General features: G+C 65.3%; 14 protein-coding genes. 7 read left to right on the forward strand and 7 right to left on the reverse strand.

The features are described from left to right. Positions 1–31 precede the first annotated feature (31 nt). Positions 32–2,773 (reverse strand): T9SS type A sorting domain-containing protein, encoded by a 2,742-nt coding sequence (locus FJY73_06675; protein ID MBM3320343.1) that lies wholly within the window; start codon positions 2,771–2,773, stop codon positions 32–34. Positions 2,774–2,870: 97 nt separating this feature from the next. After that, positions 2,871–4,625, reverse strand: a complete 1,755-nt coding sequence (locus FJY73_06680) for an agmatine deiminase family protein (protein MBM3320344.1) — start codon at positions 4,623–4,625, stop codon at positions 2,871–2,873. A gap of 297 nt (positions 4,626–4,922) precedes the next feature. Here FJY73_06680 and FJY73_06685 point away from each other — a divergent pair, with 297 nt between their 5' ends. After that, positions 4,923–5,576 carry a hypothetical protein gene (locus FJY73_06685; protein MBM3320345.1) on the forward strand — a complete coding sequence of 218 codons (654 nt, stop codon included), beginning with the start codon at positions 4,923–4,925 and terminating at the stop codon, positions 5,574–5,576. A 171-nt stretch (positions 5,577–5,747) separates the two neighbouring features. Here FJY73_06685 and FJY73_06690 read toward each other — a convergent pair whose 3' ends face one another. Both FJY73_06690 and FJY73_06695 read right to left on the reverse strand, forming a co-directional pair. Beyond that, entirely contained in the window at positions 5,748–6,758 is a 1,011-nt protein-coding gene (locus FJY73_06690; protein ID MBM3320346.1) for a 2-oxoacid:ferredoxin oxidoreductase subunit beta, read from the reverse strand. A 10-nt stretch (positions 6,759–6,768) separates the two neighbouring features. Then, a complete protein-coding gene (locus tag FJY73_06695) occupies positions 6,769–8,625 on the reverse strand; it encodes a 2-oxoacid:acceptor oxidoreductase subunit alpha (GenBank protein ID MBM3320347.1) in 1,857 nt (618 codons plus the stop codon). Between the two features lie 303 nt (positions 8,626–8,928). Here FJY73_06695 and FJY73_06700 point away from each other — a divergent pair, with 303 nt between their 5' ends. Beyond that, positions 8,929–11,412, forward strand: a complete 2,484-nt coding sequence (locus FJY73_06700) for a T9SS type A sorting domain-containing protein (protein MBM3320348.1) — start codon at positions 8,929–8,931, stop codon at positions 11,410–11,412. A 13-nt stretch (positions 11,413–11,425) separates the two neighbouring features. Here FJY73_06700 and FJY73_06705 read toward each other — a convergent pair whose 3' ends face one another. After that, positions 11,426–12,838 (reverse strand): MATE family efflux transporter, encoded by a 1,413-nt coding sequence (locus FJY73_06705; GenBank protein MBM3320349.1) that lies wholly within the window; start codon positions 12,836–12,838, stop codon positions 11,426–11,428. 281 nt (positions 12,839–13,119) lie between these two features. Here FJY73_06705 and FJY73_06710 point away from each other — a divergent pair, with 281 nt between their 5' ends. The 4 genes from FJY73_06710 (at position 13,120) to aceE (ending at position 19,012) form a co-directional block, all read left to right on the forward strand. Beyond that, complete coding sequence (locus FJY73_06710; GenBank protein ID MBM3320350.1) at positions 13,120–14,907, forward strand: M3 family oligoendopeptidase; 1,788 nt, start codon at positions 13,120–13,122, stop codon at positions 14,905–14,907. A gap of 114 nt (positions 14,908–15,021) precedes the next feature. Continuing rightward, positions 15,022–15,369 (forward strand): carboxymuconolactone decarboxylase family protein, encoded by a 348-nt coding sequence (locus FJY73_06715; GenBank protein MBM3320351.1) that lies wholly within the window; start codon positions 15,022–15,024, stop codon positions 15,367–15,369. 16 nt (positions 15,370–15,385) lie between these two features. Next, entirely contained in the window at positions 15,386–16,276 is an 891-nt protein-coding gene (locus tag FJY73_06720) for an MBL fold metallo-hydrolase (protein ID MBM3320352.1), read from the forward strand. A gap of 66 nt (positions 16,277–16,342) precedes the next feature. Continuing rightward, complete coding sequence (gene aceE, locus FJY73_06725; protein MBM3320353.1) at positions 16,343–19,012, forward strand: pyruvate dehydrogenase (acetyl-transferring), homodimeric type; 2,670 nt, start codon at positions 16,343–16,345, stop codon at positions 19,010–19,012. Between the two features lie 17 nt (positions 19,013–19,029). Here the strand turns inward: aceE and FJY73_06730 are convergent, their stop codons facing one another. After that, entirely contained in the window at positions 19,030–21,645 is a 2,616-nt protein-coding gene (locus FJY73_06730) for an AAA family ATPase (GenBank protein ID MBM3320354.1), read from the reverse strand. 267 nt (positions 21,646–21,912) lie between these two features. Here FJY73_06730 and FJY73_06735 point away from each other — a divergent pair, with 267 nt between their 5' ends. After that, positions 21,913–22,428: a YIP1 family protein gene (locus FJY73_06735; protein MBM3320355.1), complete on the forward strand. Its 516-nt coding sequence runs from the start codon at positions 21,913–21,915 to the stop codon at positions 22,426–22,428. A gap of 244 nt (positions 22,429–22,672) precedes the next feature. Here the strand turns inward: FJY73_06735 and FJY73_06740 are convergent, their stop codons facing one another. Beyond that, positions 22,673–24,586 (reverse strand): DUF3604 domain-containing protein, encoded by a 1,914-nt coding sequence (locus FJY73_06740; GenBank protein MBM3320356.1) that lies wholly within the window; start codon positions 24,584–24,586, stop codon positions 22,673–22,675. Between the last annotated feature and the right edge of the window lie 88 nt (positions 24,587–24,674).

Genomic DNA, 24,674 nt, shown 5'->3' on the forward strand with positions numbered 1-24,674 from the left:
CCCGCCCGTTTCGCCGCGTGATCGTTTCTACCTATCGGACCAGGACCATCTTCTTCGTGTCGGAGAAGGCGCCCGCCTCCATCCGATAGAAGTACACGCCGGATCCGGCCGCGACTCCCGACTCGTTCTTCCCGTCCCAAACCGCCTGGTGCGCGCCCGCCGGCATCGTACGATCGACGAGATCCCTCACGAGCCTCCCCGACGTCGAGTAGATTCGAATCTTCACGCGCTCCTCGGCCGGGAGCGTGAAGCGGATCGTCGTCGCCGGGTTGAACGGGTTCGGGCGGTTCTGCGCGAGCTCATACACCAGACGCGGCGCCTCGTCCCCGAGGCCGGTCGGGTTGTACGGCTCGCCGAAGAAGCTCGAGAGGATGGTCTCGACGTTCGCGCGGAGATGCGCGTGGTTCATCCGGTACGGACGGCCGCTCAGGAAGGCCAGCTTGGCGCCGTTCGGCCGGTGAGTCCCTCCGGCCGCTGGGTTCCGCCACGCGCCGCTCCCCTGAACCCCCACCGCCGAGTTCGACGTGAAGAGAAGCTCCGTTTCACCGCTCGCGAACACTGTGTCAAAGAGCGCATTGAACGACTGCGAGGCGGTAAAGCTCTGGTTCACGAGACCCGGATGGCGCGACACGAAGTTCGTGAGGGTGTTCTCCACGTCCCCGGTCCACGTCACCCCGAGATACTCGGCAAGCGCGCTGTAGAGGAAGTCTTGTCCCATCCGCGAGAGGAAGAGAACGTTCCCTCCCGCCCGGAGATAGTCGAGCACCGAGGTCGAGAGCCACTTCTCGAGATCGCCGTTGTAGTTGTTCCCCACCCAAACGACAGCAGAGAACTGTTTCAGCGTGTCGGAGGGGACCGCCTTGTTCGTCCCGAGCGGCGCGGGGAGCGTCGAGGGATAGCCCCCCGTCGGCGCCTGGAAGAGATCCCAGAAGGAGATCGGATGGCTCCCCCAGAAGACGCTGTCCTCGTACGCGGTGCGGATCTCGCTCCCGTAGTTCGTCCAGTCCACGCCGTTCACCACAAGGATCCCGCGCTCGAAGGTCGGGTTCACGACCGGTTCCTGGATCGCCTTGAGGATCCAGCCCCCCTGGGCTCTGTCGAGCCGGATGTCGATCGGGTCCTTGTTCACTTGAAGGATGAAGGTCTGACTCGCGAGCGTGTTCTGAACGACGATCGTCGTGTCCCCGGACGCGAACTGGACCCACACGTCGATCGGCATCTTGAAGACCGTGTTCGTCTGCTTTTGGTCGATCCGGAGCGCGATCTCCCAGCCGCCGCCCGAGGGTTGGTCGGACCAGGAGTATGTGTAGATCGGGTAGTACTCCTCGTAGATCCACTGGTGGAAGAAATCCTGAAGGTCCATTCCCGAGATCGTCTCCGAGACCGTCCGGAAGTCCTCGGTCGTCGCGTTTCCGTAGAGGGTCGGGGCGTATTCGCGCCAAGCCCGCGTGATGTCGAAGAAGGTCGCGTCCCCGACCACGTGCCGGAGCATGTGAAGAACCCAGTTCGCCTTGTTGTACGAAAGATCGACGTTCAGGATCGACGAGAAGTCTGTCGGGTCCTGGACGTAGATCGTCCCGGGCCCGAAATACTTCGTGTTCCTCATGTCGATGCGGTACTGGCCGATTCCGTATTTGTACTCGCTCCAGAGCGCTTCCGAGTAGGTGGCGAACCCCTCGTTCAGCCAGATGTGATGCCAGGTCGCCGGCGTGATCATGTCTCCCCACCACTGGTGGGCGAGCTCGTGCGCCACGACGTATTCGTTCCAGAAGCCCATGCTCGAGCAGGTCTGGTGCTCCATCGCGCCACCCCAGAGAAACTCCGCATGGCCATACTTTTCATCGATAAATGGATATTCGCCGTAGATCGTCTTGAAGAAGCTCATGATGGCCGGCGTCTCGCTGACGACCGCGTTCACCGACGAGTAGTGGCTCGGAAAGACGAAGTTCTGAATCTCCATCGAGTCGGTCGGGCCGTAGCGGTACCACTTGGAGAAGACCGTGTAGGGATGCGCGGCGAGCGAGACGAGATAGGTGGAAATCGGGTACCTCTCGTGCCACCAGTACGTCTTCTTCCCCGGCGCGCTCGTGCTGTCGACCTCGACGAGGACTCCGTTGGATGCGACGATGAGGTTCGAAGGAACGGTGACCCTTATTTCGGCGGAGTCCGCCTTGTCGCCGACCACGTCCTTGCACGGCCACCAAGAGCGAGCCCCGAACGGCTCGCTCAGGCTCCAGATCATCGGGCTCCCCTCGAACGTGTCGAAACCGAACGCCCCCCAGCTCGGGTCGGGCGTCCCGTGGTAGTCCACGACGACGGTGAAGACCTCGCCCGGAGCGTAGGTCGCGCCCAGGTCGATCGTGAGGAGGTCGTTCGCGTGCACGAAGGCGGCCGGGTTCCCGTCCACGGTGACGGCATCCACCGTCATGTTGTCGAGGAGGTCGAGATCGATCTCGTCGATCGAAACCCCGACCGGCTTCGCGTCGGTCCGGACCGAACCGGTCACGACCGAAGTCGTCGGATCGAGGTCCAGATCGAGATCATAGTAGGTGACGTCGAACTGCTCCTGAGTCCGCGTCATCTTTCCCATCGCGCGGAAGAGCCTCTCGAAGGCCTTCGCCTTCCGTTCCGCCTCGATCGGGCCCGCGAAGACGCGTGGGATTCCCTCGTCTTCGTCCTGCGCGGGCGCGGGCGGGGCGAGAACGAACAGTGCGGCGAGGGCGAGAACCGCTCCACAGAGGTGGCGCGAGAAGGTGCGCAAGGCCGGTTTCATCCGTTTCTCCTTCTGTCTGTCCGAGCAATTGTTGAAACGCCGGGAGAGCGGGGAGTCGCAGCTGATTATAGACCCGAACTCGCTGTCCGTCAAGGGGTTACCGGACGAGAACCGCCGGGCGCGCGTAGGAGATCCCCGCGGCGCGGAGGCGATAGACGTACACCCCCGAGGGGACCTCGCGTCCCGCCTCGTCCGTCCCGTCCCAGACGACCTCGTGCGCTCCGGCCGCGCGCTCCCCCTCGACGAGGCGCCGCACGAGCCTTCCTCTCGCGTCGAACACGAAGAGCTCGACCCGCTCCGGATACTTGAGATCAAAACGGAACACGGTGGAAGGATTGAACGGGTTCGGGGCATTGGGATGGAGACGGGCCGGCGCGTCCGGCGCCCCCGCGAGAACCTCCGTGTCGATGCCCGCGCGGATCGGGAACGTGTACCAGGCGGCCGGCTCGGTGCGCGGCATTCCCTCCTCGCGCCCGCTGTTGTCCTCCGCGTGAATGAAGTAGTCGACGGTCGTCGACTCCGGAGGGCTCGGGATCTCCCCCTCGTAGAGATCGCCGCCGGCCGCGCTCATCGGAACGGTCTCCCAAGACTCCCCGGCGAACCGGTAGGAGAGATCGACCAGGCTGATCCCCGTTTCGCTTCGATCGTCCACGAACGCGGTCACAGACACGGGACCGGTCTGGACCCCCTCGATCGGGACGTGCGAGACGCGGAGCATCCCACGGTCCGCGACCCCCATCGCGCGGCAGTGAAGCGCGTCGTCGGTGAGGAAGCCGCTGTAGGAATAACCCGCGACCGTGTAGCCCGGAGCCGCGGCGCGGTACGCATTGATCGCCTGGTTGTCGTAGGTCGAGTTCCCGAAGAACGGGACGTAGATCTTCCTGTTCAGAATGAGCGAGTTCGTGTAAGCCGCCGGTTCGCTTCCCAGGTTGTAGCAGTACACCCGATGCACGTTGTAGTTCCGCCCGGTGGACGCTTGCAGAGAGGCGATCAGCGTCGCGCGCTGCTCGAGAGCGGCGTACGTGTAGTGGCTCGTCCAGACCTGCTTGATGAGAACGTTCTCCTCGTCGAGGAATTTCGCCCATGTGTCGATGTGGTGGATGCCGCCCGATGAGATGTCGTCCACGACATAGTATGTGGCGATCCCGAGGTAGTCCTCCATCAGCTGGTCGACCTGGGCGGGGGTCATTCCGTGATAGCTCATCGCCTCGTCATAGACGAGATCGGTCGACATGCTCGTGTGCTCGCCGTCCGTCATGTAGTTTCCGCCGGTGTGCACCATCCCGTGGTAGTAGACTGGGATGCCCTGCTGCGCGCCGAAGAGGCCGTTGATCGCGTCGTCCTGCGGGCGCGGTCTGTTGTACTTGTGGTCGATGAGCCCGATGTCGCCGTACCCGTCGAAAACCCACCAAGGCCCGTAGTCGCGGGTCCAGATCGAGTTGCTCGCCGCGATGAGCCACTGGACGCGGCTCGTATCGACCCCGTTCGCCACAAAGTTGCTCACGGCGCTCGAGTAGGAGCTCGAGCTCACGATGACGTGAAGGATCACGTCGTCGTCGAAGTCGCGAAGGAGGTTGTAGGGAAGCCCGAGCGGATAGCGGATCAGAACGCCCGTAGACGGTTCCCACTCGGCGCAGTTTCGAATCGGCGCGAGCGGCGGCGGGTCGGCGCGGAAGCGCAAGGGGACGAGCTTCCATTCCTCAAGAAGGAGAAGCTCATCCTCGGTCGGGGCGCGCGGGAGAAGCTCCTCGAGCCCGTCGACATCCCATTCAGCCGGAATGGGCGCAGGGAGGAGAGCGAGCGAGAGAACGGCGGCTAGAATCCAGGTGCGAAGCCGAAAGTCCGACATCATCGTACCCCTCTCGGTCCGGAAGACCCAGCGGTCGCGCATGTTTTGGGAGAGCATGTTGATGATACCACAGAACAGGCTCCCAGACCATGCGCCGAATCGCGCCGCGCGATCCGGGCTCTGCCGAGCCCGCCGGAACTGGAAACCCTCGAGGGGACTGGAGGGTCAAGGAATACGGTTCTTGGCCGATCCTCGGATGGGGTACGGACAGGCGCGGCGGGTGGGCCTGCCGACCGAACCGCGGCGGTCGGGCCGCCGAGTCGTGTTCCGGTACCCTCGGGCGATCGGAGGCGCGAAAAGATGAGAATCGAGCGTTGGGCCGGTGTTCTCCTCCTCGTTCTTGCCGCAGCGGGGCCCTCCCGGGGGACCCTCGCGACGGAGCATCTCTCCTCGGACGCGGTGCTCTTGGCGATCCTCCCGGAGGTTTCCTTTGTGTGTGAAGGAAGAATCGGGGACCGCGAGGGGACGGCGACCTTCGAGCTCGACATCGGATCGTCGACCTCGGCCCACTCGGAGACCGCCCAACACGGGTGGTCGAGCGGTCTCGAGGAGCCCTTCGAGGTCTCGTATCACCCGGCGACCGGGATCGTCACGTTCGCGCTCGGCGCCGCGATGCTGACCTACGCGCCCGATCTCCCCTTCACCGAGCTCTTCCTCCGGACGCGCGCGACGCTTCCGGGAACATCCGCGCGGCTCTTCGATCTCTCGCTGAGCGGGGAGACGGTGAACGACGCCTCGGCGGCCGATGGAGACGCCTCGGGGATCGACATTCTCCGCATTCGGGGGGCCGATCTCGCGCGCGGGTTTGCGTTGACGGGGAAGGCGGTGTTCGAGTGGACCGGGACGGCGCCCTCGCAGTCGCGCCTCGCCCTTCAGATTCAGGCGGGCGAACCGCAGGCGACGACCGAAACCGAACCGATCAGCTGGGGAGGCGTGAAGTCTCTCTTCCGCTAATTCATTCTCGGTACCAGGTTCTCACGCTCCGTACCGGATTCTCTCGGGGGGCTCTGCACCCCGAGGTATCCGGTACGGACACCTCGCTTCCGCAGAGGTACCTGGTACCGACACCTCATTCTCGGTACCAGGTTCGCTCGGTGTCCGCACCGAGGTACCTGGTACCGACACCTATTTGATCTCCCAGCACTCCCCGCCCCTCAAGAGCGCGTCGAGATCCACGGGACCTTTTTCTTCGCGCGCGCGGCGGATCTGTTCCTCGACCATCTCCTCGTAGGTCGGGCGCCGCACGCTCCGGAGGACCCCGAGCGCGACCGGAAAGCTCGGGGCATCCATGCGCGCGAGATGGAACGCGATCCCCGGATCCGGCTCGTCCTCGCGGTGCACGAGAAGATCCTCTTCGCCGACGCCGTTTCCAAGCGTCACGACCTCGAGCGCCCCGTCCTTCCGGCGGATCCCCTTCTCCCGGTTCGCCCCGAAAACGATCGGCTCGCCGTCGACCAGATGGACGGCCCGGTCGTCCCCCTTCTCGACGGAATCGAACGCTCCGTCGTTGAAGATCACGCAGTTCTGATAGATCTCGACGAACGCCGTCCCCTCGTGCCGCGCCGCCCGTTCGAGGACCATCGCGAGATGCTTCGTGTCCGAATCGATCGTGCGCGCGACGAACGTCCCGTCCGCGGCGAGAGCGAAGCAGCACGGATGGACCGGGTAGTCGACCGATCCCATCGGGCTCGAGCGGGTCCGCTTCCCGAGCCCCGAGGTCGGGGAGTACTGCCCCTTCGTCAACCCGTAGATCCGGTTGTTGAAGAGGAGGATCTTGACGCCGAGGTTTCGTCGGATCGTGTGGAGCAGATGATTCCCGCCGATCGAGAGGCCGTCCCCGTCCCCAGTCGCGATCCAGACCGAAAGATCGGGATTCGCTGTCTTGATTCCGGTCGCAACGGTCGGCGCGCGCCCGTGGATCGTATGGAACCCGTACGTGTTCATGTAGTAGGGAAAGCGGCTCGAGCACCCGATGCCGGAGACGAAGACATACTTCTCGCGCGGGATGCCGATCGAGGGGAGCACCTTCTGGGTCTGGGCGAGGATCGAGTAGTCCCCGCAACCGGGGCACCACCGAACCTCCTGATCCGACACGAAATCCTTGCGGGAGAGAGCCGCCGAACGTTCTTCGCTCATCGGTTGATCCTTAAATGAACTCCTCGATCTTCGCGAGCACTTCGCGGATCTTGAACGGCTGCCCCGCGACCTTGTTCATCCCAAAGGCATCGATCAGATAGCGTGAGCGGATCAGGAAGCGAAGCTGGCCTGTGTTGTTCTCCGGAACGAGCACCTTCTCGTAGCCTCGAAGAACATCGCCCAGATTTTTCGGGAACGGGTTCAGATACCGGAGGTGAACATGCCCGACCGACCGTCCCATCGCGCGGGCCTTCTTCGCCGCCTGCGAGACCGCGCCATAGGTGCTCCCCCACGTGAGGAGAAGGAGATCGCCCTGCGAAGGCCCTTCGACCGCCGCCTCGGGGATGTCGCCGGCAATCCCCTCGACCTTCCGCAGACGAAGCTCGGTCATCCGCTGATGGTTGGCGGGATCGTAGTTGACGTTCCCGCTCTTGTCGGCCTTCTCGATCCCGCCGATTCGGTGCTCGAACCCGGGAGTCCCTGGAACCGCCCAGGGCCGGGCGAGCGTCCTCGGATCGCGGAGATACGGCATGAACCCCTTCGGTTCGTTTGGATGTCGAACGTCGATCTTCGGAAGATCCGCGGCCCGCGGGAGCTTCCACGGTTCCGCGCCGTTCCCGAGATACCCGTCGGAGAGCACGACGACCGGAACCATGTACTTCACGGCGATGCGGAACGCCTCGATCACGATCGCGAAGCAGTCCGCCGGGGTCGCCGGCGCAAGAACGACGACCGGCGAGTCGCCGCTCCTTCCGAAAAGCCCGAGAAGAAGATCCGACTGCTCGGTCTTCGTCGGAAGCCCGGTGCTCGGCCCCGCCCTTTGGATGTCGAGGACGACGACCGGGAGTTCCGTCATGACCGCGAGACCGAGCATCTCTCCCTTGAGCGCGAGCCCGGGACCGCTCGTTCCGGTGACCCCGAGGTGTCCCGCGAAGGCGGCGCCGAGCGCGATCCCCATCGCGGCGATCTCATCCTCGCTCTGCACGGTGCGGACCCCGAGGTGCTTGTAGCGGGCGAGCCCGTGGAGCACGTCGCTCGCCGGCGTGATCGGGTAGCTCGCGTAGAGGAGCGGCGTGTCGGCGAGAAGGGAAGCCGCGACGCACCCGAGCACGAGCGCCTCGTTCCCCGAAACCTTGCGATAGAGGCCCGGCTCGATCGACGCCTTGCGCACTTTGTAATGCGTCGTGAAGACCTCGCCGACCTCCCCGTAGACGAACCCCGCCTTGAGCGCGGTTGCGTTCGCTTCCGCGAGCTCCGCCTTCCCCGCGAACTGCCCGCGGATCCAGTCGAGGGTCGGTTCGAGCGGCCGGTCGTAGAGCCAGTACAGGAGGCCGAGCGCCCAGAAGTTCTTGCAGCGGTCGGTCTGCTTCTTCGGGAGCGCGCTCTCCTTGAGAGCCTGCGCGTTCAGCGTTGTGATCGGGATCTTCACGACCTGGAAGTCGGCGAGGCTCCCGTCCTCGAGCGGGTTCGATTCGTAGAGCGCCTTCTTGAGATTCTGGGGCGTGAAGGCGTCGGTGTTGACCAGCACGCGCGCGTTCCTCGGAAGATCGGGGAGGTGCACCTTCAAGGCGGCCGGATTCATCGCGACGAGAACATCCGGCTGATCCCCCGGAGTCTGAACGTCCGTGCTGCCGAAGTGGATCTGAAACGAGCTGACCCCCGGAAGCGAACCGGCGGGGGCGCGGATCTCGGCCGGATAGTCGGGAAGGGTGCTGATGTCGTTCCCGATGACCGCCGACGTGTGCGTGAACTGCGAGCCGGTGAGCTGCATCCCGTCGCCGGAATCCCCGGCGAAGCGGATCACCACCTGCTCGACTTCCTCGATCGGCCCGCTCCGAGTCTTCGGCTGTTCCGCGCTTCGCTCCATTTGCCTCTCGCTCCGGCTCGACCGCGATCGCCGCCGAGCCTCTTGTCGCGAGAACCGCTTTCCCTTCGCGCCCATCCGAAAACGCGCTCGGAGGGACGATGACGCGCGTGTCCCCCGCGGGCACCCGATGCTCGCAGGTCGCTCGGCGATCGTCAACCGCCCCGATTCCCCGCGGCGGAGAAGCGCGGAATCCAGGAAGACGATCCCCTTCTGTGGTACTATCTATGATGCGCGGGGCGCCCGCGCAAGCCATCCCGAGACAACGGCAATCCAATCGGCGGCCCCCCGCCCGAAAGGAACATGGTGAAGAGATACGCGCCTTTCCTCCTCGCCGGTCTTTTTTCCGCTCTCGCGCTCCTCTTCGTGCTCGCTCCGAGGGGGGCGAGGAACTACCCCGCGCCGACCGAGCACACGCTCGACGAAGACGCCGAGCGGCGCAACCGAACCCTCCGCCGGGCGTGGATCGAGGAGATGCACCGGGCGGCGCCGGATGTCGACTGGCGGGCGATCGAGAGAGCGAACGGCGCCGAGCGGCAGCGCGTGCGGAACGAAACCCCCCGCCCGCGAATCTCCCTCTGGACCGAGCTCGGCAGCCGGAACCTCGCCGGGCGGATGCACGCGGCCGCCCTCTCCGCGTCGGGGGACAGCCTCTACGGAGGGTCGTCGCGCGGCGGGGTCTGGAAAGCTTCCCTGAACGGTGAGGGATGGCGCCCCCTCGGGGACAACCTCTTCGGCGGAAGCCACGGGATCGCCGTCGCCGCGGGCCCTCCGGAGATCGTCACCTCGATCACCGACGACGGGCTCCTCCACTACACCGACGACGGCGGGGCGACCTGGCTCGTCCCGGCCGGCCCCGAACCGGATCTCACCCAATGCAAACGCGTTCTCTCCGACCCGGGAACGCCGAACCGCGTCTATCTTCTCGCTCGAAAGGATGCCACATCAAGCAAACTCTGGCGCTCCGACGACGGCGGACGGACCTACACGCGGATCGCGCGTCTCGGTCCGAACCCGGCCGACATTTGGATCGACCGGGTTTCCGGAGGGAGCCTTTACCTGCTCTCGACAAACCGCCTCCTCCGCACGGACGACGCCGGCGCCTCGTGGGACACGCTCGGCCTCCTTCCACCGGCGAGCCCGGGGAACGTCGTCCTCACCGGCTCGGAGGCGGGCGCGCCGACCCTCTATGCCGCGGCCGAAAGCGGCGGATGGAAGCTCTATCGATCGTCCGACGGCGGGTGGACGTGGACGTACCGGCACGACATTCACGACTTCTGGGAGACGCTGTGCGCCTCGATCGCCGATCCGAATCTCGTCCTTTTCGCGGGGGTCGAGATGTGGCGCTCGACCGACGGGGGCGACGCTTTCGCCAAGGTGAACAACTGGTGGGATTACTACGGCGACCCCCTCACGAAGCTTCACGCCGACTTCCCGGGAACCGACTGCGTGTGGGGGCCCTCCGGCGAAATCTTTTATATATCAACGGACGGCGGACTCTACCGGAGCGACGACGGGGTGGCCCGTGTGACCAACATCTCGCTCGAGTACCTCGGCGTGAGCCAGTACTACAGCACGCTCACGAGCGTGAACGACCCCTCGCTCATCCTCGCGGGATCCCAGGATCAGGGCTATCAGAGGAGCCTCGGCGAGGCGATCGGGACGTGGCGCGATTTCGATCAGCTGTGGAGCGGCGACTACGGGCATCTCACTTCCACCGACGGAAGCCACAATCGCGTCTACTCGGTCTATCCCGGCTTCTTCCTCATCCAGAAGGGGGAGACGAACCCGGTCCTTTCCTCGATCGACTTCCCCGCGGGGGAATCGTACTCCTGGATGCCCTTCATCCTCGCCGACCCGGAGGATTCGCTCGCGTTCTTCTTCTCGGCGAGGCGCCTGCATCTTTACCGGGTGGGAACGCACGGCTGGTCCTCCACCGTCTCGGCCCAGGATTTCACCGTGCACGGCGGCGCGTACCTCACCGCCCTCGGGATCTCGCCGGTCGATACGGATCGCCGGATCGCGGTGACGAACTCGGGCATCGTTTGGTACTCGACGGACGGCGGCGCGGCTTGGAGCGTCTCCCCCGACAACGGCCCCTCGGCCCACTACTTCTACGGAACGGCGGTCGCGTTTTCGCCGACGGATCCCGAGGTCGCCTTCCTCGGCGGGAGCGGGTACAGCGGACCCGCGGTCTATCGGACCGAGGACGGCGGGATCACGTGGGACCCGGCGAGCGACGGCCTCCCCTCGACGCTCGTCTACGGGCTCGCGTTCGAGGACCCGTCCGGGGGCCCGCTCTACGCCGCGGCCGAGGCGGGGCCGTATCGGCGCGATCCCGCGACCGGCCTCTGGGAGGCGATCGGCGCGGCCGACGCGCCTCTCACGACCTACTGGTGCGTCGAGGCGGTCCCTGCGGCGAGCGTGATGCGCTTCGGGACCTACGGGCGCGGGATTTGGGACTACGACACAGGCGTACAGAGCGCGGTCGCTTCCGCGGAGAACGACGCGCACGCAGCCTCCGCTCTCGAGAGCTTTCCGAACCCGTTCAACGCGGCGGCGACGATTCGTTTTTATCTAAAGGACAGCGGGCCGTTCACGCTCGCGATCTACGAAGCCTCGGGCCGTCGCGTCCGTCTTCTCGCGTCGGAAAGCCGCGCGGCGGGCGAGCACGAGATCGTCTGGGACGGAACGAGCGACCGAGGGATGGGCGCCGCGAGCGGGGTCTACACGGCGCGGCTCGAGAGCGGAGGACGCGCGTGGACCCGCCGGATGGTTCTCGCGCGATAGGCGAAGCCTCTTCCTATCCGCGGCGATCGACCGCCCGATCGTCCGAGAAGATCCGCATCGCGCGCCATCTCCCCGAGCGATACCGATAGAACGTCCCCGCGGCCATCAGGAGATAGCTCGCGCACCCCGCGATCCAGGCATCGAGAACGCCGCCCCCCCTTGCCTCCACCATGTAGTAGGTCACAGGAACGAAGAAGAGAAGCAGCACGACGAACGCGAACACCATCGGGAAGCGGGTGTCCCCCGCGCCCTGCAGGATGCCGAGACCGATCATCCGGAGACCGTCGAAGATCTGGAAGACGGCGGCGGCGAGGGCGAGCCCGCCGGCCATCGCGAGCACCTCGGGGTCGGCGGTGAAGAAGCCGAACACCTCGCGCCCAACGAGCGCGACCGCGGCGGCGAAGACGACGGTGTAGTAGAGACAGAAGAGATAGACCTCGTTCCCGTAGCGCTCTGCGCGGTCCGGATCGCGCGCGCCGATCTGATTCCCGACGAGAATCGTCGCGGCCATCGTGAGCCCCCAAAGCGGCATGAACGAGAACGAGAGGATTTGGATCGTGATCTGGCTCGCCGCGAGGCTCGCCGCGCCCGCGCGCCCGATGAGCGCGCTGAAAACGGTGAACCCGAGCATGTCGATGAAATCGCCGATGCTGGCCGGAAAACCGACGCGCGTCATGTCCCGGATTTTGGCGAGCGAGGGGACGCGCGGGAGATGAACGCGGTAGCGGGCTCGGAACCGGCCCGGTGAAAAGAAGCAGACGAGCAGGATCGCGGCGTTCGTGAAGACCGCGAGGCTCGTCGCGATCGCCGCTCCGCCGATCCCCATCGGCTCGACCGCGAACCGAAGCTCCCCTCCGATCGAGACTCCGCGGAATCCGAAAATGAGAAAGTAGTCGAGCACGACGTTGAGAAGGTTCGCCGCGATCCCGCTGATCATCGGGGTCTTCACATCCTTGCGTCCGTTGAAGAACCCCGTGAGGCACATCACGAGCTGCGTGCCGACCGCTGAATAGGTCCGGATTCGAATGTACACATACGAAGCTTCCTGGATCTCGGACGAGTTTCCGGTCCATCCGAGGACGATCCGGCTCCACCCGCCCGCGAGCATGAGAAGGAACCCGGTCGCGAGCGCGATGTAGATTCCCTGCCACGTGTAGTCGCCGACTGCGGGGTCGTCTCCGCGGCCGTTCGCTTGCGCGACGAAGGTCGACGTAACGCGCGAGAGCGCGTTGAAGACCGTGTACATCGTCCAGGTGATCATGCCGCCGAGGCCGGCCGCGCCGAGCGCGAGGCTGGAGACGTGCCCGAGAAACGCCGCGTCCACCGTCCACATGAGCGTATGAGAGAGCATCGTGAGGACGGTCGGCGTCGCGAGGGAGAGAATCTCCCGCCCGTGCCGAATCCCGATTCTTTCCGCCAGGCGCATCGTTCCGTCCTCGAGTGCGGGCGAACGCGCCCCCCCGCGGGGCGCACGCGAAGGCCCCTCGGAAGCGGAGGGGCCGCGCCGAGCATTCTACACGAGGAGCGGCCGGAAGCGGGCGAGCGAATCGTCATCTGGAAGGCGCGATGCCTTCGCCGTATAATGCCGCGATGGCGCGGACGCTCCGCGCCGCGCGATCCTGCGGCTGGAAGGGACGGGCGGACCCGCGAGCCGTTCATCCGCGCCGAAGAGGAACCGAAGCGCCTCTCCGAAAAGGAAGAAGACGAATGCGCACATACGATCCGACCTGGAACCTCGACTCCCTCTACCGGGGTGGCAGCCGTTCGCCCGAGTTCCGGAGCCATCTCGACGCGTGCGACGCGGCGCTCGACGCGTGCGGCCCCTCTCTCTCCGAGCTCCCGAAACGCCCCGGCCCGGAGTGGGCGCGGGCGATCCTGGGCCTGCAGGACGTCGGCGCGTGCATTTGGGACGCCAACAGCTTCGTCGAGTGCCTCGAGGCCCAGGACGTTTCCGACGCGCTCGCGGGACAGCTCGCCGGCCGCGTGCAGACGATGAACGCGCGTCGCGCGATGCTTCTCACCGAGATGGAGAGCCGTCTTCTCGCGGCGACCGAGGAGGAATGGAAGGAGTTGCTCTCGCGCCCCGATCTCTCCGCGATTGCTTTCACTCTGAATGAACTTCGGGAGATCGCCCGCCTCAAGATGCCGCCGGAAAAGGAGCGGCTCGTCGAGGAGCTCTCCGTCGACGGCTACCACGCTTGGGGGCGGATGTACGAGAAGATCGCGGGGAGCCGGCGCGTCGAGTTCGAGGAAGAGGGAAAGAAGCTCGCCCTCTCGATGGGACAGGTTCACAACCGCCTCGAGAACCCCGACCGCGACGTTCGGAAGAGGGCGTTCGAAAAGATGGAGTCTGCCTGGAGCGAGGTTGCCGAGCTCGCGGCGATCGCGCTGAACAGCCAGGCGGGCTATCGGCTCAGCCTCTACAAGAACCGCGGCTGGGAGTCGGTGCTCGCGGAACCGCTCCGGATCAACCGGATCAAGCGGGAGACCCTCGAGGCAATGTGGAGCGCCGTGGCGGACGAGAGCGCGCGCCTCGTCCCTTACATGAAGGAAAAAGCGCGCCTCCTTGGAATCGAGCGCCTCGCCTGGTACGACCTCGCCGCGCCGGTCGGATCCTCCGACCGGAAGTTCACCTACGGCGAGGCGGCCGAGTTCATCCTCGAGCAGTTCGGCCGCTTCAGCGAGGATCTTCGCGACTTCGCACGCGGCGCGCTCGAGAAGCGATGGATCGAGGCGGAAGACCGGGCGGGGAAGCGCGCGGGGGGATTCTGCACCGATTTCCCCTTGAAGGGAGAGACCCGCATCTTCATGACCTTCGGCGGTTCTTTCGGAAGCGTCTCCACGCTCGGACACGAGCTCGGACACGCGTACCATAGTTGGATCGTCAAGGATCTCCCCTTCTGGGCGACGCAGTACCCGATGACCCTCGCCGAGACTGCGAGCACGTTCTCCGAGATGATCCTCTCGGACGCCGCGCTCGAGGCGGCCTCCTCCGACCGGGAGCGGCTCGCCCTTCTCCGCATCCAGGCGGATGACGCGGTCACGATGATGATGAACCTCCGGGCGCGCTTCCTTTTCGAGACGTCGTTCTTCGACGCGAGGCGGACGAAGAGCCTCACGGTCGAGGAGCTGAACGCCGAGATGAGAAAGGCCGAGGAGACCGCATACCGCGGCGCTCTCGATCCGAACGGGTACCATCCGCTCTTCTGGGCGTCGAAGCTTCACTTCTACATCACGGGCACGCCTTTCTACAACTTCCCCTACGTGTTCGGGTACCTCTTCAGCAACGGGATCTATGCACGCGCGGTCCTGGAGGGTCCGTCGTTCGCGCGGAAGTACGCGGCGCTTCTCCGCGAGACCGGAAGGGGGACCTGCGAGGAAGTGGCGAGGAAGCACCTCGGCGTCGATCTCGCGAAGCCGGAGTTCTGGAAGAGCGCGACGGACCGCGCGGTCGAAAAGGCGGACCGGTTCGTCGCGCTCGCGGGCCGGGTGTAGCCCCGCGCCCCGGTTTTTCTATATTGAGAAGCGGAGCCGGCCGGAAGGCGCGGGAACGCCCGGGAGAACCTCTTTTGCCGGGGAGGTGCGTCACGCATGAAGAAGAAGAAGCCGATGGGGGAGTTCCGGGCCTACCGGACCGAGATGAACGAGCGTATCCTCGCCGAGGGGATGAAAGAGCTCAACCGGTTCTTCGCCCTCGACACGGGGGCCTACCGGGAGGGGGAAATCCCGGTCGTTTGGAAAGAGCTGATGGGGCTCGTCGGATCGATGGTCCTCCGGTGCGATGACTGCATCTGTTATCACATCGACCGGAGCGTCGCCGAGGGGGCGACCCGCCGGCAGGTGCTCGAGGCGATGAACATCGCGCTCGTGATCGGAGGATCGATCGTCATCCCGCATCTTCGGAGGGCGTTCGAAACGCTCGACGAGCTCCTCCCCGAGGAGAAGCCGGGCGGGTGATATCGCGGAGAGATCGATGATTCGTGTCGGAAATTATGAGATCGTTTCGGTCGCGGCCGGGCACGACCGCCTCGACGGAGGCGCGATGTTCGGGGTCGTGCCGAAGATCCTCTGGGAGAAGACTGAGGACGTCGATGAGAAGAACCGGATGCGGATGGCGCTACGCGTGCTCGTCGCGCGGGACCGCGCGGCGGGACGGCTCATCCTCACCGACGCGGCGGCCGGATCGCGATGGGAGAAGGAAGAAGCGGAACGCTTCGGGATCGAGGATGACCCGGGGGCGCTCGACCGCGCGATTTCCGCGTTCGGATGCGCTCCCGAGGACGTCACCGACGTCATCCTCACTCACCTCCACTTCGACCACTGCGGCGGCGCCGTTCTCGCGGACACCGAAGCGAACGACGAAACGCGCCCCCGCTTTCCAAACGCGACCCTCTGGGTTCACGCGCTCCAATGGAAGCACGCCGCGAGCCCGTCGGTGAAGGACCGCGCTTCTTATCGCGCCCGAGACATCCGCGGAATCGAGAGCACCGGGAAGCTTCGGGTTCTCGATGGGGACCCGCCTCCATCCCCGTTCCCCGGGATTCGCTTCTTCGTCTCGAACGGGCATACGCCGGGACAGCTCCTCCCTCTCTTCGAGGACGACCGCCCGCTTCTCTTCGCCTCGGACATGATCCCGACAGCCGCTCATCTTCCTCTTCCTTGGGTGATGGCGTACGACCTTCACCCGATGACCACGATCGAGGAGAAGGAGCGCGTGTTCGCGATGTGCCGCGACCGAGGGCTTCGGATCGCGTTCTGCCACGACCTTCGCGCGGGCGCCGTCTCGGTTGCGATCGAGAAAGGGAAACCGCGCGTCGCGGAAGTCCTCGACACGGACCCGCCGCGCGCGTTTGTTGAATCATAAAGCGCCTTGCGCGACCCCTAGGTCGCGCGCCGAATCCGCGGGAGATCTTCGGCCCGGAGGGTTCCCATGCCGGACAAACTCGACCGAACGTTCAAGCATCACCTCTACGATATCGATCCCGAAGAGACCAACGAGTGGATCGAGTCGCTCGACCGCGTCCTCGAGAAGGACGGGCCGAACCGCGCGCGCTTTCTCCTCCGCAAAATCCTGAAGCGGGCGCGCATGCAGGATCTCGGCCTCGAGCTCGTCCGCACCCCGTACTTCAACACGATCCCTCCCGAGCTCGAGCCGGAGTTCCCCGGCGACGAGGCGATGGAGAAGAGAATCCGGCGCATCGTCCGATGGAACGCGATGGCGATGGTGAGCCGCGCGAACTCCCGGTTCGCGGGCCTCGGCGGCCATCTCTCGACCTACGCGTCGGCCGCCTCGCTCTACGAGGTCGGGTTCAACCACTTCTTCCGCGGGAAGAGGGGAAACGACCCCGGCGACCAGATCTACTTCCAGGGGCACGCGGCGCCCGGCATCTACGCGCGCGCGTTCCTGGAGGGAAGGATCACCGAGGAGCAGCTCGAGCATTTCCGGCGCGAGACCGGGGGGAAGGGTCTTCCGTCGTACTGTCATCCGCGCCGGCTTCCCGACTTCTGGGAGTTCCCGACGGTGAGCATGGGGCTCGGCCCTTTGAACGCGGTCTACCAAGCGCGTTTCAACCGATATCTTCACGCCCGCGGCCTCGCGGACACGTCCGCGTGCCGCGTTTGGTGCTTCACGGGAGACGGTGAGATGGACGAGCCGGAGGCGATCGCCCCGCTCCGCATCGCCGCGAACGAGAAGCTCGACAACCTGATCGTCGTCGTGAACTGCAACCTCCAGCGCCTCGACGGCCCGGTGCGCGGAAACGGAAAGATCATCCAGGAGCTCGAGTCGGTCTTTCGCGGGTCCGGGTGGAACGTGATCAAGGTGGTGTTGGGACGCGAGTGGGACGATCTTCTCCGCAGAGACGCGCACGGCGTTCTGATCGAGCGCCTGGACACGGTCGTCGACGGATGGTTCCAGCGCTACAGCGTCGAGGACCCTTCCTTCACGCGCGAGCATTTCTTCGGCGCGGACGAGCGGCTTCGCGCGCTCGTCGCCTCGCTCAGCGACGACGACATCTGGCATCTCCGGCGCGGAGGGCACGACTGCCGGAAGGTGTACGCGGCCTACCGGACGGCGGTCGAGCACGAGGGAGAACCGACGGCGATTCTCGTGAAGACCGTGAAGGGGTGGGCGCTCGGATCCGGCTTCGAGGGGAAGAACGTCGCGCACCAGCTCAAGAAGCTGAACACCGATCAGCTCCGCGCCTTCCGCGACAAGCTGGAGCTTCCGATCCCGGACGAAGATCTCGAGGAGCTGCCTCCCTACTACCATCCGGGCGCCGAAAGTCCGGAGATCCGCTATCTCTGCGAGCGGCGGAAAGCGCTCGGCGGTCCGGTCCCCGAGCGCCGCGCGCAAGCGAAGACGCTCGACCTCCCCGGCGGCGCGCTCTACGACGAGTTCCGCACGGGAACCCCGGAGGGTCAGGAGGTCTCAACGACGATGGCCTTCGTCCGCCTTCTCCGGAAGCTCGTCCGCGACGAGAAGATCGGCAGGCACATCGTTCCTATCATTCCGGACGAGGCGCGCACGTTCGGTATGGAGTCTCTCTTCAAGGACCTCGGCATCTACGCCCCCTTCGGGCAGAGTTACGAACCGGTCGATCACGATTTTCTTCTTCGCTACCGCGAGGCGCCCGACGGGCAGATCCTCGAGGAGGGGATCACCGAGGCGGGGGCTCTCGCGAGCTTCACGGCGGCGGCGACCTCGTACGCCACCCACTCCGTCCCAATGATTCCTTTCTACATCTTCTATTCGATGTTCGGATTTCAACGGGTCGGCGATCTCGTCTGGGCGCTCGGCGACTCGCTCGGGCGAGGCTTCCTTCTCGGCGCGACGGCGGGACGGACCACCCTCGCCGGCGAAGGGCTCCAGCACAACGACGGCCACAGCCACGTCCTCGCCGCAACCGTGCCGAACGTGCGCGCCTACGACCCGGCCTTCGCCTACGAGCTCGCGGCGATCATCCGCGAGGGACTCCGCGCGATGTTCGAGAGGAACGAGGACTGCTTCTACTACATCACCCTCACCAACGAGAACTACTCGATGCCCCTGATGCCCGAAGGATGCGAGGAGGGGATCGTCCGGGGGATCTATCGCGTGCGGCGGGCCCCGGAGAGCTTCGAGCGGCGCGCGACGCTTCTCGGAAGCGGGCCGATCCTTCGCGAGGTCCTCCGCGCGGCCGGGATTCTCGAGGAGCGTTTCCAGGTCGGCGCCGATGTGTGGAGCGTGACGAGCTGGCAGGAGCTTCGCGCGGATGCACTCCAGGCGGAACGGTGGAACCGACTTCATCCGGAGAAGGAACGGCGCGTGCCGTACGTCACGAGAATGCTTAAAGGGGCAACCGGTCCCTTCGTCGCGGCGAGCGACTGGATGAAGCTCGTTCCCGACATGCTCGCCCGCTGGATCCCCGGCGACTTCGTCCCGCTCGGCACGGACGGCTATGGGCTCAGCGATACGCGCGAGGCGCTCCGCCGGCACTTCGAGGTCGACGCGGAGCACATCGCCGCGGCGGTCCTCTCCACGCTCGCCGCGCGCGGGGAGTGGGACGCTCGCGCCGCCGCCGATGCAATCCGCGCGCTCGGCATCGATACCGACGCGTAGAACGCTCGGTCGCGGGATTACATTCCGCGCGGCTTCTTCTTTCCGGTGTGTGCGGCCCTTGTTCCCTGCGCTTTTTCGATCGACTTCTTCTGAAGAGCAACGAGGCGCTTCTCCACCCGCTCGAAGAGGGTTCCCTCCTGCCACGATCCGTCCGCTCGACGGACACCCGCCTCGATGCCGGTGAGGATCTCGATCCCCTCCTCGACCCGCTTCACCGGATAGATGTGGAAGCGCTTCTCGGCGACCGCGCGTCTCACCTCTTCGTCGAGCATGAGATCAGGAACGTTCGCCTCCGGAATGAGGACCCCCTGCTTCCCGGTGAGACCGCGCTCCGCGCACGTGCGGAAGAACCCCTCGATCTTCTCGTTGACGCCGCAGATCGCCTGGATGTCCCCCTTCTGGTTCACCGATCCGGTGACCGCGAGGTCTTGCCGAAGAGGAACCTCCGAGAGCGCGCTGAGGATCGCGTAGAGCTCCGTCGACGAGGCGCTGTCACCGTCGACGCCGCCGTACGACTGCTCGAAGCAGACGCTCGCGCTCAAGGAGAGCGGGACCTCGCGCGCGAACTCCTCGCGCAGGTATCCGCTCAGGATGAGGACCCCCTTGTCGTGCGTGCTCCCGGAAAGCTTCGCCTCCCGCTCGACGTTGATGATCCCCGCCTTCCCCACGCCGACGGCCGCCGTGATCCGCGTCGGCACGCCGAAGCGGTGCTCCCCGTGCGCGAACACGGCGAGCCCGTTCACCTGTCCGACGCGCGAGCCGTCCGTATCGATGAGGATGATCTTCTCCTTCAGGCGGTCGCGGACCTTCTCCTCGAGGAGCGAGATCCGGTCCCTGCGCGCGTCGATCGCCTTGCGCACCGAGTCGACGCCGACCTTCTCCGACTCCGAAAGCCGCGCCCAGAATTCCGCCTCGCGGATCACGTCGGCGATCTCGCCGAAGCGGCTCGTGATCCGGTTCCGCCTCCCCGCGCGGCGCACGCCGTACTCGATGACGCGCGCCACCGCTTCACACGTGAATGGTCTCAACTTCTCGTTCTCGGCGAGAAACGCGACGAACGAGGCGTATTGCCCGACCGCCTCTCCGTTCAGGGCGATCTCGGTGTCGAAATCGGCCCGAACCTTGAAGATCTTCGCGAAATCCTCGTCGTACGCATGGAGGAGGAAATACAAATGCGGCGGACCGATCAGGATCACCTTCACGTCGATGTCGATCGGCTCCGGCTTCAGGCTCGCGGTCGAGAGCTGGAGGAGCCCCTCGATCCCCTGAATCACGAGCTCGCGGTACGTGAGAACGCGCTTCAGCGTCTTCCACAGACCCGGCTCCGAAAGGGAATCGAGCGCGTTCAACACGAGATATCCGCCGTCCGCCTGCAGCATCGATCCGGCCTTGATCTTCGTGAAGTCGGTGACCGCCTGCCCCCATCGGGTCACCGTCCGCTCGATCGTCCCGAAGACGTTGTTGTAGGTCGGGTTGGTCTCCATGACGACGGGGCACGCGCTCGTCTTCGAGTTGTCCAGAATCACGTTCACCCGGTAGGGAAGATACGGATCGGCCGGCTCCGCCGTCTTCAAAGGATCCGGCGGCCCGTCCCCCTCTCCCCCGGCCGCCTTCAACCGGTCGAGATGCGAAAGGACGTGCTCCTTGAGATCGTCGAGGTACTCGGCGATCCTCGCGTTCTCCTTGTGCGCATGCTTGAGGTCGTCGATGAAGTCGTCGATCAGCCCGTCGACCGCGCTCCGCTCGAGCCCCTCGAGCTTCTCCATCATCTCCGCGTTCAGGCGCCGCGATTCCTTCATCACCTCGCGCATCCGCTTGCGGAACAGGCCGTCCTTCTCCGCGAACCCCTTGAGGGTCGCCCCCTCCGGGAGCTCGATCTGGCCCGACTCGACGAGAAGCGCGAGCTGTTCGTACGGATACGCCTTGTCCCCCACGGGGATCAGGATCTCCGGCCGCGTGACGGGCCCGACCCGGATCTGGCTCAAGATGAAGCCGTTCTTCTTCAGCTCCTCCTCGAACGAGTGAAAGAGCTCCTTCTGCCGCTTGAGGTACGACTCGGCGAGCGCTTCCTTTCTCTCCGCGAACGATCCGCTCTCGAGCGCCGCGGGGAGCTCCTTTTGGAGGATCTGGACGAGACGGCCCATTCGACGGGCAAAAAGACCGCCTCCCCCCTCGGCGAACGTGAGGAGAACCGGGTTGTACGGATTCTTGAAGTTGTAAACATAGCAGAAGTCGCGAGGCCCGGAGCAGCGTGGCCGGATCGTCTCGAGCACCTTCCGCACGGTGCTCGTCTTGCCGGTGCCGGAGACGCCGCTGACGTAGATGTTGTAGCCGGGCGAAAAGAGATCGACGCCGAGGCGAAGCGCCCGGATCGCGCGATCTTGCCCCATGATGTCGTGGAGAGGCTCCACTCCGGAGGTGTCGGCGAAACCGAGCTTCGAGGGATCGCACCGCCAGGTGAGATCGTCCGCCTCCAGACTCGCCCTCGCCGCGGCCGGGCGGAGAGCGGCGAGCCGTTCCCTCTCCGCTCGTCGGGATTCCTTTCGATGCGAAGCTTCCGGCTTCCTCGATCGCGTCTTCTTCTTCTTCGCCGAGCCCCGGACGGCGCGGCCGCCTTTCTTGTCGGATGCCATTCCCTCGATTCCTCTTCTCGCCGCGCGGCCGAAGGAGCGCTCCGCGCGAGGCCTCCTCCCGTTTTCGTTCGAGGATCCGCTCGGGAAACCGATTCTCGTTCCAACCTACCCGAGCCGGCGTCCCCCGTCCAGCACGGAGTCGCGGGGCGAGAAGACGCGCGCGTCCGCAATGGGATCTCTTTGACACGCGCGGCGCGCCGCGCTACATTGCCCGGAGCGGGGAAGCCCCGCGCGGGAACCGGGCGGATCGGAGAGAGGAGGAGTCTCGTGTCCCCGTTGGTCGAACGAATGGTGCGCGCGGCGAAGCTCGATGCCCGACTCTACGAGGAAGTGGAAACGGACACCACCGCCCTCGGACCGGCGACGATCGTCGTGATTCTCTCCGGCCTCGCGGCGGGGATCGGGATGATCTCGGTCCGTGGAATCGGCGGCCTCATCGCCGGCACGGTCGTCGCGGTCGCCGCGTGGTATGTGTGGGCGTACCTGATTTACCTCATCGGCACGCGCGTCCTCCCCGGGCCCGAGACGAAGACCGACCCGGGCGAGCTACTCCGCGCCCTCGGCTTCGCGAGCGCTCCGGGCGTGATCCGCGTGCTCGGGATCGTGCCGTTTCTCCGCGACTTCGTCTTCTTCGTTTCGTCCGTGTGGATGCTCGCCACGATGGTCATCGCGGTCCGCCAGGCGCTCGATTACAAGAGCACGGCGCGCGCGGTCCTCGTGTGCGCGATCGGCTGGCTCGTCCAGCTCGTTCTCCTCTGGCTGTTGCAGGCGCTCTTGCGATAGAAACGGCGCGGCCGCGACTCGCCTCGAGCACGAACCTCGCGGGCGCCCTTTCGCAGCGTCGGAGCCGGACCGAAGAAGAAACCGCGCGGATCGCCGGGCTAGCGGATCACAATCACTTTCCGGCTCGAAAGGTCCCGCCCTCCCCCATCAGTCCTCATGAAGTAGACGCCCGAAGGAACCTCTCTTCCCCTCTCGTCCGTACCATCCCACCCGACGACTGCCCCGCTGGGAATCACAAGCTCCCTCACGAGACGCCCGTCGAGCGAGTAGATTCGAAGCGCGGACGCAGGGCCGACCAAACGCCGCGCGGCGAGGCGAAGAGGTCCATGGGTCGGGTGGAAGGGCAAAGGACCGACGACGATTCCAGGACCGGATTCGACGCGCCCGACGACGTCGACGACACCCGTTTCGATTTCCAAGTCGTAGTCGAAATCGACCCAGATCGGGCTCGACCAGGCAACGCCTTGTCCCCCCTCTTCCACGCGCAGGTATAGTAAGCGGTCGTCCCCGCGACGACCGGATCCATGTCGACGAAGGACGCGCTGTCGCTCATCGATCCGACCGGCATCGACACATACCAATCCGGATTGCCGTTCTTGAGGACTTGGACTCGCAACAACGGCCTTGTCCCGACGACCCGGTAGGAAATCGTCGGGGGTTCTTCCGCCACGTGTTCTTCCCCCATCAGATGGTCGTCGATCCGAAAATCGAGGAAGATCTTACGCGAATAAGAAGTCCCGTAGCACCGGCGCGCTCGGAGCGCCTCGAAGATCGCTTCGCGCGTTCCGTTCTCCGCGAGGACCGCGGTGAAGCCGTTCCCGGGGTTGTGGTCCGCCGCCGACACGATGCCGAGGCGAAGACCCTTGCCCCAGGCCGACTGGACCCATCCGGTGTCCGGCTGAACGACTGGAGGCCGATGCTCGAGCGGACACCCCGGATACTCAGAGGAACCTCGGGTCGTCTGAAAGATCTCCACCAGCCGAAGCACGTTCGGGAGGCCGCCTCCCGGGGGGATCAGCTCGTCATAGATCGTGAACCCCGTTCCGATCTTCTCCACCGGGTGATGCGGAATCACCAAGACGTCCTTGTTGCCGAAGTTCGCATAGAAGTCGAGCCAGCGGAAAGGGGTCGTGACAAGGGCATCCCGACTGCTCCATTCGTCCGAACTCAAGTAGAGCGCGTTCTGATCGCCGCGCCCGCCCCACGTGCCGGTGCGCCCGGCTTTCTCAAATCCCGGAAACGTGACGAACTGGCCCGGAATGTGACGGAGATCGATCCACTTGGCGACGAGATTCCAGACGAGCGGCGACCACCACTCCACGTGATCCGCCGGCGCGTACCAGTCGTAGCCCACGCGCTCGTACGCCGCCGAGAACGTCTCCTCGAACGGATAGTCCCAGATCCCGTCATAGGAAAAGTCGCACGTGTGTCGATGGTTCTCGCCGAAATAGACGCCGTAGGTTCCTTCCGAGGTTTGAATCTCGAAGCGAGGCACCGTCCGCGCTTCGCCGGGATTCCACGAGGACGGCCACTGATGCCCGGTGACCGAGAGGGATTGTCCTCCGCCGAACCCGACGAGGAACGTGTCGACCCGAACATCGGAATCGGGACCCAGAATGTTCTCCGTGTCCCGAATCGGTTGGACGTCGCGACGGTCCTTCGTCCAGGCGAGCCAGAGAGTTCCCTCCCCGTCAAGCGCGGCCGCAGGAGCATTCCAGAAGTGCGCGCCCCGAGAGAGAAACACGCGCGGAACATCCGACCAGTGAGTCCCCTCGTAGTACACGCCGAAGATTCCCCAGTACTGATTTCGGTATCCGTTCTCCATGAAATAGCCGTTCATCTTCGAGAAGACCCACAACCGGCCTCGACCGTCGATCAGAAGATGCGGGCGGTAGCCGTACACGCGAATCGGATTCGACGGAACGTAGTAGCCGACCTCCTCCATCGAGGGGCGGGGGACCCGTCCCGACCCGGAAGGGGTGCCATGCGGAACGGCGAGGGAAGCCCCGTCCCAGCCAAGCAAGCGAACCGAGCCGAGATCCGAGGGCTCCGGATCGCTCGATTCGAACTTCCGCCACTCGCGATTGATCCGGTAGTACGCGACCCAGAGGTTCCCCGACGGATCGACGCCGATCGATGGGTAGCGAGACCATGTCATCTGGGAATTCGTCGCGCGGACCGACGGACCGAGGATCCCGGACAACAGCGAACGAAGGCAAATCTCCATGTGTCGATTCCGTATCGAT

This window comes from Candidatus Eisenbacteria bacterium, assembly GCA_016867715.1.
Lineage (GTDB): Bacteria > Orphanbacterota > Orphanbacteria > Orphanbacterales > Orphanbacteraceae > VGIW01.